Here is a 14,680-nt window from a genome sequence, read left to right on the forward strand (position 1 = left end):
GAGGGACCGTAACCGGCCTTCAGGCATCCAGCGCTGAGGAGGGCACACCCGCGCCCTACCTGCCCTCATGGGCGGCAAGCGTCTCCTCGGCGAGCTCCACCAGCTCATCAAGGCTGTAGAGCGGCTGCGTGTAGAGCTCCCCTCCCTGCACGAGCACACGGCTGCCTCGCTCCGACACACCCCATGCCTGGGGAATCCGCGCGGCAACCGCGAGCTCACCGTCAGCCGCATCGAGGGCGAGCACCTCGACGTTCCAATGCATCGTATCGGTCGTGCTCAGGTAGATCAGCGTCCCGTCATCGGAGAAGCGAGCATCCGTAATCAGGGCCTCGACGGCATCGGTCTGGGCAATCAACGTACCGTCCTCTACGCCGTAGAACCCGACGGTACCGTTCGTATCCTGCGCGAGCACCATCGCCCCGTCGGGCGAGAACGCGACGAACTCCTTGAATCCCACCTCGAGCGGGACGCTCCACAACAACTCGCCGCTCTCGGCGTCGATAAGCGCCAGACCCTCCTCGGGCGTGACGGTGGCCACGGCCGAGCCATCCGGCGCGATGGCGATCTGCGCCGTGTCGCATTCCAACTCGAAGGTGAGGCCGTCGAGTCCCTCGCCTACGAGGTCCATGCTCGCACGGTCGTAGAGCCCGACGATACCGCTCTCATAGACGAACAGGTAACGGTCGGGGTTCACGAGCACTACGTCCGAGATACCGTAGCCATCGACCGTAAACTCCTCCACGACCTCGAGAGTCTCGGTGTCGAGCAAACCCAGATAGCCGCCTGCAGGGAAGCTCAGGGTTACATACCCGGCACGCTCGCTGGAGCAAACGCAGCCGTCGTATCGGACGCCTTCGACCTCATACGGCCACCTCCACGACGCGAGCATCTCGCCGGTCGCGGCATCGAACTGCCAGGCACGCGGCGGCGTCGTGCCGCCGCCGGGATCACAGACCACCAGCAGGTCGCTGTCGCTATCCGGGAACGTGATGAACGTTTGCCCGTTGTTGGCGAACTCGATCCCTTGAGCGGCAAGGTCGATCGTCGCCGACGGCTCGAAGTTCTCGCCGCTCAAGACCGTGATGGTTCCCGTCCCGTCATAGATCGCCGCGCGGGAGCCGTCCGCACTGACCGAGATGCCTGAGATGGCGTCGATGCCCTCGACTAGCTCAACGCCGGGTTCCTGCGGTATCACCAGGTCATCACGGTAGACGTATATGACCTCGGTTTCCTCGGCAGAGCAGGCGACGGCATAGCGCGAGGGCCCGACCTGGATCTCCTCTGCATGCCAGGTGAACGTGGGAAACCGGTAGCCGGCGACCGTCATGAGCTCCATGCTGCCTTCAGCGACCGCGCCCGCGTAGCGCTTACCGGTGATGTCGGTCGCGCGCAGCACCTCGCCGCCGTCCGAGTTCACGTAGTGGAACTGGACAATCGTCCCCTCGGCCGCCACATCGACGATCACCTCGCCGGTCGTGGCGTCCACGAGCAGCGCATGGGATCCCGCCGTGAACGGCACGACCGTCCGTCCGAGCGCCGCAGAGTCCTCGACGGGATGGATCGAAGCATCACCGTTGAACGGCAACTGACTGAAATCGATCTGGTAGGGCGCCCAGCTGCGCTCGAAGCTCCACGCGAGCGACAGGTCGTCGAGGCGGTACGCGCACGCCGTCATCGCACCCTGCCAGGAATCATCCACCCCATCGCTCGCCAGATCGCTGCTCACGGTATAGATCGCGTCGGCGCTGAGGACGATGCCCGTCACGTCGGGCGCGGCGAGCTCGCCGTAGCGCACGGCACCCGTCGCGAGGTCCCACACCGCCAGCGATCCGCCTGTGGCCACAGCGACCGTGTCGCCGGTAACACCTATGGCAATCGTCTTCGCATCTTTCTCGGACCATTCGAACGTGACTTCCTGCACGACCTCGCCGGTCGAAAGGTCGATTACCGCAGAGAAGTCCTTGCCGCTCGAGGCCCCTGCAACGGCGATCCGCCCATCGCTCAAAGGCTCGATCCACGCAATCCATCCTAGGTCACGCTGCGTCCAGAGCAGCTCGCCCGCAGCCACATCGAAGCAGGCGAGACCTCGGTCATCGAAGGGCGCGAGCAGCAAGCCCTCGGCCCTGTCCATGTACCCGGAGAACGAGCCGCCCCCGCCCTTCCCATCAAGGGTGAGCTCGGTGGGGGCACCGGTCTCAAGGTCGTAGGCCATGATGCAGTCCGGAGAATCAAGCACGGCGAGCCAGCCCCCGCCGCGCGCGCCGCCCGTATCGGAAACGACGAGCGTCGAGGCATCGACCACGCCATCGATTCGGTACTGAGGCACGGTATCAATGATAGGATGGTAGACGCCGAGCGCGCCCGCGAGCGCTGAGGATGCCTGCGCCTCCCTGATGAAATCGTCATTTGAGGGCACCGTCTCGAGCGCATATCCGATGGCGGCCATGCGGTCGCCTGCCGCGTGGGCCTCGTTCGCCTTGGCGGCGGCGTCCTGGGCATGCGCCAGCTCCTCGGTAGCGGCCACCCGCTGCTGCTGGAAGAACGCCACCCCGCCCACGAGCGCCGCGACCGCGCACGCGGCGAGTGCCACCGCGCCGATGCGCCTGCGGACACGCGCGCGCTGCCGCTGTGCGAGCTCGTCATAGGGGCAGCCGATGATAGGTGCCGTGATGCGCAGCAGCTCCGAGCGGCGGCGACGCCGGGACACCCCGGCGCGCAGGTCGGCGGCGATGGGCTCGCCGCCACCGGGCTGGCCCACAAGGGGGACGCCGTTCGCCACGTAACCGCCCGCTGCTCCACCGGATACGAGCTCAGGGACGAACGGCCCCGCATGCGCTACCAGCGCCGGCGGGAACGCCTCCGCAGGCTCGCCGCTCGCGAGCACCGTGAGCACGCGGCCGGCGCCGTGCATCGCCACGAACGCCTCGATCTCGCGCGCGACCCAAGGTGATGCCGCGGCGGCGGGCGAGCACACCACGATGAGCCAGCGCGAGGCCGCAAGCGCCTGTGCCAGCCCCGCATCGAGCGAGGTCCCCGCCGCGAGCTCGTCCTCATCGCGAAAGACCTTCCCCAAGCGGGAGCGGCCCAGGCCCTCACGTAGGCGGGCCGGCACGGGAAACCCTTCGATGAACCGCTGGACCTCGCGCGCGACGCGGGCGTCGTACTCGGTATGGCTATAGCTGATGAACGCCTCGTAGCGGCATGGCTTATCGCCGGCAGGTTCCCCTTTCATGTCGATACGCTCGTCCATGTGCAGCCCTTTCACCGACACGTCCATCCATCCCCTACCATGAAGGGTACGATGGAGGGACGCCCTCCGCAAACGTTTGTAGGCGGACGGCGTCACGACTCGATGGCAGACGGGGGAACCATGAAGGCAGTGAACGAGGCCAAGCCCATCAACGTGCTCGCGCGGTTCATCGCCACGTGGGTTCGCGAGCATGGCGAGAACGGCGCCCCGTTCGACTCGTTCGAGGCGCTGCGCACGGAGCCCATCGAGCAGAAGGACGTCGAGCGCTGGATACTCGGCTGCAACTACGCCTACTATCGCGTAGGCGACGCGCTGCTCGAGGCGGACCTCTTCCCCGATGACGACGCCACGGCGGCGGAGCTGATCGCCTGCCTCGACGCCCAGCTCAAGAACATCCGCGACTCCAACCCGCTGAACCTGCGCTCCAAGCAGCCCGAGGCGATCGCGGCCGAGCTCGGCAAGGACTGGCCGCCGTTTTGCAAGAAGAGCCGGAGCGACATCCGCAAAAGCGCGTCGGGGCTCAAGGAGCTCTCGCACCGCTTCGCGCAGCGGGTCCCCGGTCTCACCGATGTGCTGCGCGACGTCGCAACCGAGCTCGCCGACGAGGCCCGCTGGTACCGCGCACTCGCCGGGCGGCACCCCGGCGCGGAAGGCATCGCCGAACGTGGGCGCGTGCTCGTGCCTCTCTGGTGCATCAAAGGGGTGAACCCGCTCTTCACGCTCCTCATGTGGCAGGACGAGGACGCGATCGACGAGCTCGCCCGCCAGCTTTCCGCGGCGTTTTCGGCCAACGGCTATCCCTCGTTCGACGGCGGGAGCCGCCATGAGGCCTACCGCGGCGTGGTGCGCGCCTCCCAGCGGCTGTACCTCGACGGGCTCGCCGGCGACGGGGCGGCGCGCGGCGGCGATGGGCTCACGCAGCTCCCCCTCACGGAGCTTGCCGACCTGCTCGACCGCGAGTTCTTCGACTTGGGCCACCCCGCGCCCTCCCGCGTGCTGCCGCCCTGGCTCGCCGGCAAGGCGCTCCTCGTCTGGAACATCGTCGCCTGCGCCGCGCTCGGCCCGCGCGAGGCCATCCGCCCGAGCGGCCCCAACAGGACCGCGACGACGCTCGTACCCGGCGACGCGGTAACCGCCGCCAAGCGCGCGCTGCGCGGCGAGGTGCTCCTCAGGCGCTGCCTCAAGAACGGCGAGCGCGAGGTCGCCGGCATGCTGCAGCTCGATGGGGCGGAGCCCGCGGGCACGGTCGCGCTCGACGACGGTGCAAGCCGCCTCTGGTACGTGCTGGGCAGCGCCTACGACGAGCAGGCGCGCGTGCCCGAGGCGCTCGCCCCCGTGGCGGACGCGCTCGCCGCGCACTTCCTGCCCACGATGCGCTTCGATGAGCGCGGGAATCAGACCGAGGGCACCGGGGACTCGCGCTACCACGCCGCCCTCACGCTCGCGAAAAGCGTCGACGGCTGGCAGCTCGCGCTCGAGGACCTGGGATCCAAGAACGGGACCTGCGTGGTGCGCAGGGAGGGCGCGGGCATGCGCTACCTGGTGCTCGCCGCACGGACGCAGCCCGATCCCTCAGCCTGGGCGCAGGCGCGCGGCATCGACCCGGCAAGCGTCACGGTAGAAGACCAGGTCCTGCTGGAGCGCGGCGACGCCATCCAGCTCTGCGGCTCGCGCTTCGAATTGCTCTAGGTGGGATGCCATGGACGGCTACGAGCACACGCCGGCAATCACCGGCAACGATGTCGAATTCCCCGCGCCCGGCACGGCACCCTCCCGACCCGGAATGCTCCGCACGGAAACCGCAACCGCGGACGAGGCACCCTTTGCGCCCGAAGGCACTGCGGGCGCACCGCGCTTCGCCACGGTGGCGGGCGTCTTCGACGCGAGCTCGCCGCACCCCATGGTCTCCTCTACCCGCAAGCATGTCTACCGTGGGATACTCACCCGTCCGGACGGCGTGCACCTGCAGGCGGTCGCGGTGCTCTTCCAGCCGGGAGACGTGTCGTTCTACGCTGCGGAGGTCGCATCGCTCGCGCGCAACCGGCTCCTCTGCGTGGGGCCCGAGGTGCACGACCTCGTGGCGACGGTCGAGGTCGCCGGCCGTACCGTGCCCTGCATCCTTGAGGAGGACGCAGGAGTGAACCTCGAGCAGGCCATCTTCTCCGGCGCTCCCCTGAGTGACGCCCGGGGTGCCACCGCGGCGCCCTTGAACCCGGTGGGCTCACCCGAGCGCGCAGCCGAGAACGCCAAGATCCTCTACGACATCCTCGACCAGGTCGAACGCCTGCATGCGCACGGGCTCTACCACCGCGACGTGCGCGCGGCGAACATCTGCGTGCGGCGCTTCGGCCCCGCACCCGCGGATATCCACGCCTCGCTCATCGACCACGAACTCGTGACGGACTACGCAGGCAGCGACATCCCCGCCTCCGCCGAGCGCTACAGTCGCACGCTCTTCCAGGACATCCCGCGCGCGATCGAACCCGGCGCCCGCCCATGCCGACCCACCTCGCTCATGCGCGACCTCGGCTACCTGGCCGCCCTGCGCTTCGAGCTTGAGCACGGCCGGGGCGTTGAGGAGGCCTCGGCCGCAGAGCTCACCTTTGGGCGCCGTCCGTTCTTCCAATACACGGAAGCGGGCGCGCCCGTCATCAGGCGGCTCGACCGCGCGGAGGACCTGGACCCGCTCGCCCGATCCCTCGGCCTCACGCCGCTCGACGCCGACCATTTCTTCGATGCGCGGCTCGTGGGCTACGCGCTCGAGCGCGTGGCACCCGGCGGCTTCATCGACGCGCGCGGGCGCGCCATCCTGGCACGCGACGTCAGCTTCCTCGACGAGGCGCCCATCGACGCCATCGCCCGCGACGCCACCTACCAGGCCTGGCTCGAGGAATGCCGCCGCGCCGGACGCACGCCCGAGTACGCGAGCTTCGATGAGCAGCCGGAGACGCTCAAAGCCTCCAACGTCGACCAGGTGCGCGACATCCCCGCCAAGGTGCACGCGCTCGGCTACCGCATCGTCCGCGCCGACGATCCTGCGGCCGCCGCGCGCATCCGCGCCTTCTCGCCCGAGGAAATCGAGTCCCTCGCCTTCTTGGAGCACCGCCGCTGGTGCGCAGAGCGCCTGCGCAACGGCTGGGTCGCCGGCTCCCCGCGTGACGACGAGCGCCGCATCCACCCGGACCTCGTGCCGTACGACCTGCTCAGCGAGCAGAGCCGCGAGTACGACCGCGTGGCCGCGCGCACGGTCCTCGCCATCTTGGAGCACGCCGGGTTCGCCGTGGTGCGCTAAGCGGCGAACTCAAGAGCGCCGGGAAGAGAGTTAAGCAGGCTCCTCGTCGTGCATCGGCGTGCCCAGGAAGTCCTCGTCGTAGGGGATGGTGCCGTCGAACACGGTTTGCGCGTCCGTGGCGAGCACGATGTAGTTGTCCTCGCCCGCCCAGACCGTCTCATCCACGGGAAGCACGTGCACGTGCGCGAAGACCTCGGCGAGCGTGGCGACCTCGTCGCGCAGGAAGGTGAGGTCCTGGCCGTCGTCGCGCGAGACCACGTTCATGGCGTAGACGCCACCGGGCACGAGGCAATCCCTCACCGCGCGGGCGGCCTCGACCGTCGCGAGCGCGCGGACCGGCTCGTCTCCGGTGAAGGTGTCGTTCACGATGGCGTCGAAGCGGCGCGTGCGGCGGGGCCGGGCGCTCCTGCCCCGGTGCGGCGCGCGCTTGACGATGCCGGTGGATGCGCTTTCGGCCGGGGCACCCTCCACGGATTCCGTCGCGTCGGGCTCCCCCGCTTCGGGGGCGCTCTCGTCGCGCGGCCCCTCGGCAGACGCTCCCGCCTCAAGGGCACCCTCGGCGCGCGGCTCCTCGGCACGTGCCTCCCCTGCCGCGTCGCCCTCCGGGAGCAGGTGCTCCGTCTGAGCGATCAGCTCGGCACGCTCCTCCAGATACGCGCGGCCGTCGCCCTCGATGATATGGAGGCGCTTCTTGGCGAGCTTCTTCAGGCGCTCGACGTAGAACCACGCCTCGGCCGTTTCGATGACCTTGGGGTCGAGCTCGACCACGCCCATAATCAGGTCAGGCCGGGCGAGCAACGCGTGCTTGGGCCAGGCGAACCCGCCGCCGCCGAGCGCGAGCACGCGGTGCACGCCGTGGCCGTACATCGAGGTGAGCACGCGGTCGGCCTCGAAGACCGCGTCGAACGCGCGGTGGTAGGCGAAGACCGGCTCCGCCCAGTGGAAGCCCAGGTTGGTGGCCGACTGGTAGACGCCGCCCAGGCGGAACACGCGCACGAGCCGGCCCTCGATGAGCAGCGTGTAGATGAACGCGCGGCCCTGGCCGGTCTTCACGGTATGCGGCCAGAACCGCATGATGATGTAGCCCAGAAAGATGCAGCCGGCGAAGAAGGCCGAGACCTGCCAGGGGTATTTCCAGAGCTCGACCACGATCAAGATGACGAACACGAGCCCGACCGTAGCGAGCGTGTAGATGAACTCGAGGGGGTTGCCCTCGCCCGAGCCGCCCGGGGAGGGCGTGATGCCGCCGTTCGCCATGCCGCCTCCTTAGAGCTCGCGCTGCTGGTAGAGCCCGTGGTCGTGAAAGCCCAGGCGCCGATAGTACTCCCGCGTGCCCACCGCGCTGATCACGTTGATGCGCGCGTAGCCCGCCGCGCGCGTGAGTTCGCAGGCGCGCTCGACGAGCCGGCGGCCGAGCCCCTGGTGCTGCGCGGCGTGGCCCTCCTCGCCCACCGGCACGGCGCTGCCGTACACGTGGACCTCGCGGATCATGGCCTCGCCCGGCGCGATCGGGCTGGTGGGGCCGGGGCCGCTCGTCCCGCCGGCGGCCATCGCGTCGCCGAGGGCGCGCACGGCGTCCTCGTGCGGCAACGAGAGGCGCAGGAAACCGGCGATGCGGCCCGTGGGCGTCACCCACTGCAGGAAGCGCTCACTCGTGGCAGCCGTCTCGTACGGCACGACCTTGAGCTCAAGCTCGGCAGGGTCCACGGCGTCGAGGGCGATCTCGCGGTAGCGGATCTCGTGCACCGGCTCGCCCGTCTCCGCGACGCGCCGCTCCACGAGCTGGCGCAGGTTGGGCTTTTTGTTGCCGGCCATGATGTCCAGCGACGAGAAGTCGCGGATCATGCGGGACACGCGGCAGAACGCAGGCGTGGCGAGCACGTCGGCGGCGAGCACGTCCACGAGCTCGTCCTCCGTGTAGGGCACCCACTCCCCTGCCTCGTAGCGCTCGCGCAGCCGTGAGCTGCCGATGAGCGCGCACGGGTAGAGCTTGACCTCGTCGGGAAGGTAGGCGCGGTCCGTGACGAAGGAGCGGTAGTCGCGCTTGTCCGCCTCGGGCGTGGCGCCGAGGAGGTTCGCCATGAAGTGCGCATGGATCTTGAAGCCGAAGAGCCTGAGCAGGCCGAACGAGCGGGCGATGCGCTCCGTGGTGATGCCGCGGCCGTTCGCGTCAAGGATCTCCTGGTCCACGCTCTGGACGCCCATCTGGATCTTGGTGGCTCCCATGCGGCGGATGAGCGTGAGGGCGGCAGGCATGATGGCGTCCGGGCGGGTCTCCACCACGAGGCCCACGACGCGGTGGCGGGCGGACTCGTTGCGGCGCTGCTCGTGCTCGAGGTCGTCCATGGTGGCGCGCTGCCAGGCCGCCACCTCGCGCCACGCCGGCGCCGCGCGGAAGAGCCGGCCGATCGCCTGGTTGTAGGTCTGCTCGCCGGCATCGACCAGCGGCTGGAGCGCGTCCACCTGAGCGGCGCCCTCCTCCGCGTACCAGCGCTCGATGCCGCAGGCGCGGTAGCGCTCCCGCCGCTCGCGCACGCCTGCGGGGATCGGGTCTGCAGGTGCGGCCGCGGAGGCAGCCCCATTCTCCAGCGCGGCCCCCTCCGCAGGCTCGGCACCCTCCACCAACGCGGAGTCCTCCGTACACCCGGCACACGCCATCGACGCGGACCCCTCCGCCGGGAAGCCGCGCAGCATGGGGTTCGCCGCCACGCCGGCCACCGCGTCGTCGTTGAGCGCCCGGAAGAGCTCGGTCACGAACCACGTTTGATACTCGACTGGATAGCCGCTCCACGTGCCGCCGAGCACGATGAGCTCGATCTTATCGGTCGCGTGCCCCATCTGCTCGAGCGCCGTGAGCCGCGCCGATACCTGCAGGTACGGGTCGAAGTAGTTCTGCTCGGCACGTGCGCAGGCGGGCTCGTCGGCCAGATAACTCTTGGGCATGCGAATGTCATTGGGACAGAATATGCACGAACCGGAGCACGGCCACGGTTTGGTGATGACGGTGATGGTCGCCACGCCCGATGCCGAGCGCCGCGGCTTGATGCGCAACGTCGCTACGAGCCGCTCCTCGAGCTCCGGCGTGATGCCCCAGCGTGCCCAACGTTCGGGATCCTCGCGCTTGACGCGCTGATAGAACGGCAAAAGCCGCCGCTTCGCGAACGCGCGCTTATCCCCGCCGGCGCGCTTGGCCTGCGCATGGATCAGCTTCACGAGCTCGCGCTCGCCCACGGTCTCGCCGCGACGCAACGCCGCGACTATCTGCAGAATGATATCTTCCATGGCAGCTATTCTACCGCGAGGCGCGGCGGCGCCCGTCCAGCCGGCAAAATGGGGAGCCGCCCGGGCGCCTTGAGCGCGCGTGCGGTGCGAACAGACCGGCCACGAAGCCCGGCCGAATCACTTCAGATAAGAATACTGTGCCTTGTTACTGCCAGGCCACCGGAACCCGGAAGATCGGCTTACAAAACCCCAGATAACCACGTAATCAGATACGCGTCTCGGCGGCAGATCTCAAATTACCCACAGTATTCTTAATCGAATGTCGCCAAACCCCTTAACGCTCCCGTGCCTCCCAAATGAGAGACGACACATGAGAATGGCCAAGAGGGCGATTGAAGGGTTCACCCCACCATTTCAAAACGCGATAGGGTTAATTTCTTTTATCTAACAGTCTAGAACTTAGGTGATAGGCGATCCGGCTCTCGGCGGCCGGGCTATACTCTTCCCAGCCAAACAGAGAGTCAGCCCGAGCGCCCACCCGGATCTTTGTTTGGCGACAATCCCTCCGGGTGGGCGTTCGGGCGGATGGGAAGACCCCGCCATGAAGCGCACGAACCCCTACTCGGGGCTCGTCGACGGCCTCGCCGCCGGCGAGCTCGACCTGCTGTCCGCCGCCGTCGCCGAGAGGAGGCTGCGCGAGGAGGCCGGCTTCGGGACCCTCGCCGAGGCCGCCGAGGCGTACCGTCCCGAACCGGCCTGCCCGTCGTGCGGCGGGACCGCCCCCTGGAGGGACGGGTTCGAGCCCTCGGGCGTGCGCAGGTGGCGCTGCCCGCGATGCGGCGCGAGGTTCACCTCGCTCACCGGCACCGTCCTGGAGGGCTGCAAGAAGCCCCTCGCCACCTGGGTCGACTTCATCAGGCTGGCGCTCTTCGCGGTGCCGCTCGACGCCTGCGCGGCGGCCTGCCGCATAAGCCACCAGACCGCCTGGGAGTGGCGCCACCGCCTGTTCGCGGCCGTGGACGGCTACCAGGACCGCGTCGTGCTCCGGGGACGCGTCTGGATCGACGAGACCTACGTCAACGACACGGACCTCTCGAGGGGCTACGGGCAGGCCCGCAAGCGGGGGCTCTCAAGGCAGCAGATCTGCATCGCGGTGGGCATCGACTCCCGAAAGGAGCCCGTCGCCGTGGTCTGCGGGCACGGCAAGCCGTCGTCCGCCCGGATCAGGGGGGCGCTGAAGGCGCACATCGCCGAGGGCTCCGTCCTAGTGCACGACCGCGAGCGGGCGCACGGCGCGCTGGTGCGGGAGAACGGGCTCGTCGACGAGAGCTACAAGGCCGACGTGCGGGACCCGGTCTACCTCGAGGCGATGGCCCTCGTGAACAACCTGTGCTCCTGGATCAAGCGCTACCTGTGGAGGTTCACCGGCATGGATCCGAAGAACCTGCAGTCCTACCTCAACCTCTACGTCTACCTGTTCAGGGTGAAGCGCGACGGCGAGAGATGGCCCGAGATCGCGAGGGTGGTCCGCCATCTTCTCATGACCGACGCGCGCTTCCGCAGCTCAACGTAGGCTCCCTATCACCTAAGTTCTAGACTGTTAGATTCTTTTATATTTAAAAATAACCACTACCTGCGATAACGTCACAACGGAACTCCTTCTACCTCGCCCGCACCGCCTTGCGGCGCATCACGGCATTGAGCTTCTCGCCCGAGGCGACCATGACGAGGAGCAGGGCGCCGAGGTACAGCGGGTACAGCTCGACGGAAAGCGCCTCGGCCAGCGCGCCGAAGAGCGGCGACATGGCGAGCGACCCCACGTAGGCGAAGGCCATCTGCATGCCGGTGAGCGCGAGCGCCACATCGTCGCCGAAGCGCGCGGGCGTCGCATGGATGACCGAAGGGTAGATGGGTGCGCAGCCCACGCCCGTGAGCACGAGGCCAGCCAGGAGCGTCCCGCCGCCAAGCGGCAGCATGATGAGCCCGATGCCCAGGGCGACGAGCACCTGACCCAGGCGGATCATGTTGTGGTCGGACACCTTGAGCGACAGGAAGCCGCTCGCCGCGCGGCCGACCGTGATGCCGATGTAGAACAAAGACGCCCAGCTCGCCGCGGTGTCGGCGGGGACGTCGCGACCGAGCGTGCAGTAGGTCGCCGCCCAGTTGCCGCAGGTGGACTCGAGCGCGCAGTAGCAGAAGAAGCACACGAGCACCGCCACGACGCCGTCGCGCCGCAGCAGCTCGCGTCGCGAGAGGTGGGCGACTGCCGCCGCGGAGGGTGAAGACCCCTCGGGAGAGGCCCCCTCGCCCGCAACGCCCCGCTCCCTGCGCGGGAGCTTGCGGTCGCGCCAAAGCGGCAGCGAGAGCGTGAGCACCACCGCGATCGCGACCTGGATGGCGCCGAGCACGAAGAAGCCGAGCGACCAGCTGCCCGCGCCCAGGCACTGGGCCATGATCATGGGGCCGCCGCTCGCGCCGACGCCCCACATGCAGTGCAGCCAGCTCATGTGCTGCGACTCGTAATGGACGGCGACGAAGGAGTTGAGCGCCGCGTCGACCGCGCCGGCACCGAGGCCGTAGGGGATCGCCCAGAGGCAGAGCTGCCAGAACGCATCGGATGCCGAGAAGCCCACCAGGCCCGCCGCCGTGAGGGCGACGCTCGCCACGGTCACGACGCCCGTGCCGAAACGCTCCACCACACGCACCGACATGAGGCTCGATACGATCGTCCCGACCGAGATAAGCATGGTCACGATACCAACCCACGATATTCCCGCGCCGAGCGCCGGAGCCATGGTCGGCCATGCGGAGCCGAGCGCGGAGTCGGGCAGCCCCAGGCTGATGAACGCAAGGTAGATGATGGGCAGCAGTCCCGCTGGCATGGCGCCCCTCCCTAAGCCCCGTGACCGACGAACCGCGTCCACGATACCCGTGACGCAGCTTGAGTTCAAGATGGAACATGTCGTACGTGCACGCCACAACGCACCGGACGCGCTACCATACGTGAGACCCATCCCGAACCCACGCCGCCAGCACTCGGAAGGAGGCCCGTGGACACCGCGACCGCACGCGCGCTCATCGAGCTCGACACCGCGTTCTATCGCGCGCACGCCGAGAGCTTCTCGGCCACCCGCCAGGCCCCCTGGCAGGGCTGGCGGCAGGTCGCCGAGCTCCTGCGCCCGCGCGGAGCCGCGGCAGGCGCCCTCTCCGTGCTCGACCTCGCCTGCGGCAACCTGCGCTTCGAGCGCTTTCTCACGGCCGAGCTCGCCGGCCGCACCCTCACCTTCCACGCCGTCGACAACTGCCCCGCCCTTATGGATGCGCTCGGCAAGGAGAGCGCCGTCCGCCTGCATACCGTGGACATCCTAGACGAGCTCCTCGCGGGAAACGACCCGCTCGCGGGGATTCCCCGCTGCGACACCGCCGTCTGCTTCGGCTTCATGCACCACGTGCCCGGCTTCGAGCTGCGCCGCGCCGTGCTCGACGCGCTCCTGGCTCATACGGAGCCGGGAGGCGTCGTGGCGATATCGTTCTGGCAGTTCATGCAAGACGAACGGCTCGCCTGCAAGGCGCGCGCGACCACGGAGGCCCATGCCGCCGAGCTGCCCGGCGGGTCCGGCCCCACCGTCCCCGGCGGCGCGGCCCTCGAGACCGGCGATTACCTCCTGCCCTGGCAGAACAGCGAGCACGCCCTGCGCTACTGCCATCATTTCGAGGACGCCGAGATCGACCAGCTTGTCGCATCACTGCCCGCAGGCATCGTGCGCGAGGCCGCGCGCTTCTCCGCCGACGGCAGGTCCGGCAACCTCAACCGCTACCTCGTCCTCGAACGCACCGGGCGCGGACACACCGCACCGAACTAGAAGGGCAGCCATGGGCCTCACGCACATCCGCACCCCCAAGAACTTCGTGCTGGAAGAGCGCCTCGAGCGCTACGGCGCCGTTATCGAACAGCAGCCCGAGCGCTACCGCGGGCGCTGGGCGGAAGCCTGCTGGCCACTGGGCGAGACGGCCAGCGAAGCGCAGGCCGCGGCCGGATCGGCGAGCACGCCACCTGCGGCGACGAAGGCGGCATCAGGGGCAATGGGGGCGGCAACCAAGACAGGCAGCCCCGAGCAGCCCAACGCGTTCGCTTCCGTACACCTCGACCTCGGCTGCGGCAAAGGCTCCTACCTCATCGCCCGCGCGCAGCAAGAACCGAGCACCCTCTTCATCGGCATGGACACCGAGCCTATCTGCATCGCCTATAGCGCGCAATACGTCACCGAAGCGCAGCTCGCCAATGCGGTGATTCTGCCCCGCGGCGCGGCGTCTGCCCCGGCAATCTTCGCTGAAGGCGAGCTCACCGGCATCAGCCTCAATTTCCCCACGCCCTACCCCAAAAGCCGTCACGCCGAACGACGCCTCAGCCACATCGACCATCTGCTGCGCTACCGAGCGCTGCTGGCACCCGGAGGCACCGTCACGCTCCGCACGGACAGCGCGCCGCTCTTCGAGTACTCGATTCCCCAATTCGAAGCAGCCGGATACCAGCTGCAATGGACATCGCGCGACGTACGATCCGAGCATCCCGGCATCCCGGAGACGGAGTACGAGCGCCGCACCGTCGGCCGTGGGGCGACCATCTTTGGCATCTGCGCCACGCCTGGCTCCATGCCGAGCGAAGAGCGCATCCAGGCTGCCCGAGCGGCAGAGCAGAGCCTCGTCGCCTATCTGCCTGAGGACCTCGGCAGCCTAAGCTACGTGCCGATCGGCATGGAGGGGGCCGTTACCAACCTGCGCAACCGCGAGCGCAAAGGGCGCCGCCGCATCCCATAGGAATCCGCAAGGCGAGAATGCCCCTGGGCAGCCGCAGCCCCTCCGGGCGTCGCAAAGCCGAACCTCGCCAAACCGCACCCGCGCACCCCGCCGCAAAG

General features: G+C 68.7%; 9 protein-coding genes. 5 read left to right on the forward strand and 4 right to left on the reverse strand.

Annotated features, from left to right (window positions below; genetic code table 11):
• Positions 1 to 55: 55 nt before the first annotated feature.
• Positions 56 to 3,277: an outer membrane protein assembly factor BamB family protein gene (locus C1717_RS01400; protein WP_219722245.1), complete on the reverse strand. Its 3,222-nt coding sequence runs from the start codon at positions 3,275 to 3,277 to the stop codon at positions 56 to 58.
• Between the two features lie 93 nt (positions 3,278 to 3,370).
• Here C1717_RS01400 and C1717_RS10440 point away from each other — a divergent pair, with 93 nt between their 5' ends.
• Complete coding sequence (locus C1717_RS10440; RefSeq protein WP_146003640.1) at positions 3,371 to 4,939, forward strand: FHA domain-containing protein; 1,569 nt, start codon at positions 3,371 to 3,373, stop codon at positions 4,937 to 4,939.
• A gap of 10 nt (positions 4,940 to 4,949) precedes the next feature.
• Complete coding sequence (locus C1717_RS01405; protein ID WP_102371471.1) at positions 4,950 to 6,542, forward strand: RyR domain-containing protein; 1,593 nt, start codon at positions 4,950 to 4,952, stop codon at positions 6,540 to 6,542.
• A gap of 30 nt (positions 6,543 to 6,572) precedes the next feature.
• On the opposite strand, the gene C1717_RS01410 is transcribed toward C1717_RS01405, so the two are convergent.
• Positions 6,573 to 7,799, reverse strand: a complete 1,227-nt coding sequence (locus tag C1717_RS01410; protein ID WP_102371472.1) for a spermidine synthase — start codon at positions 7,797 to 7,799, stop codon at positions 6,573 to 6,575.
• Between the two features lie 9 nt (positions 7,800 to 7,808).
• A complete protein-coding gene (locus C1717_RS01415; protein ID WP_102371473.1) occupies positions 7,809 to 9,824 on the reverse strand; it encodes an elongator complex protein 3 in 2,016 nt (671 codons plus the stop codon).
• Between the two features lie 490 nt (positions 9,825 to 10,314).
• Here C1717_RS01415 and C1717_RS01420 point away from each other — a divergent pair, with 490 nt between their 5' ends.
• Positions 10,315 to 11,337, forward strand: a complete 1,023-nt coding sequence (locus tag C1717_RS01420; protein WP_219722246.1) for an IS1595 family transposase — start codon at positions 10,315 to 10,317, stop codon at positions 11,335 to 11,337.
• Positions 11,338 to 11,425: 88 nt separating this feature from the next.
• On the opposite strand, the gene C1717_RS01425 is transcribed toward C1717_RS01420, so the two are convergent.
• Positions 11,426 to 12,646: an MFS transporter gene (locus C1717_RS01425; RefSeq protein ID WP_180965794.1), complete on the reverse strand. Its 1,221-nt coding sequence runs from the start codon at positions 12,644 to 12,646 to the stop codon at positions 11,426 to 11,428.
• A 168-nt stretch (positions 12,647 to 12,814) separates the two neighbouring features.
• Here C1717_RS01425 and C1717_RS01430 point away from each other — a divergent pair, with 168 nt between their 5' ends.
• Both C1717_RS01430 and trmB read left to right on the forward strand, forming a co-directional pair.
• Positions 12,815 to 13,627, forward strand: coding sequence for a class I SAM-dependent methyltransferase (locus C1717_RS01430; RefSeq protein WP_102371475.1), 813 nt, complete (start codon positions 12,815 to 12,817; stop codon positions 13,625 to 13,627).
• A 10-nt stretch (positions 13,628 to 13,637) separates the two neighbouring features.
• Positions 13,638 to 14,582, forward strand: coding sequence for a tRNA (guanine(46)-N(7))-methyltransferase TrmB (trmB, locus tag C1717_RS01435; protein WP_102371476.1), 945 nt, complete (start codon positions 13,638 to 13,640; stop codon positions 14,580 to 14,582).
• Positions 14,583 to 14,680 lie beyond the last annotated feature (98 nt).

It is taken from the genome of Enorma phocaeensis (assembly GCF_900186505.1).
Classification (GTDB): domain Bacteria; phylum Actinomycetota; class Coriobacteriia; order Coriobacteriales; family Coriobacteriaceae; genus Enorma; species Enorma phocaeensis.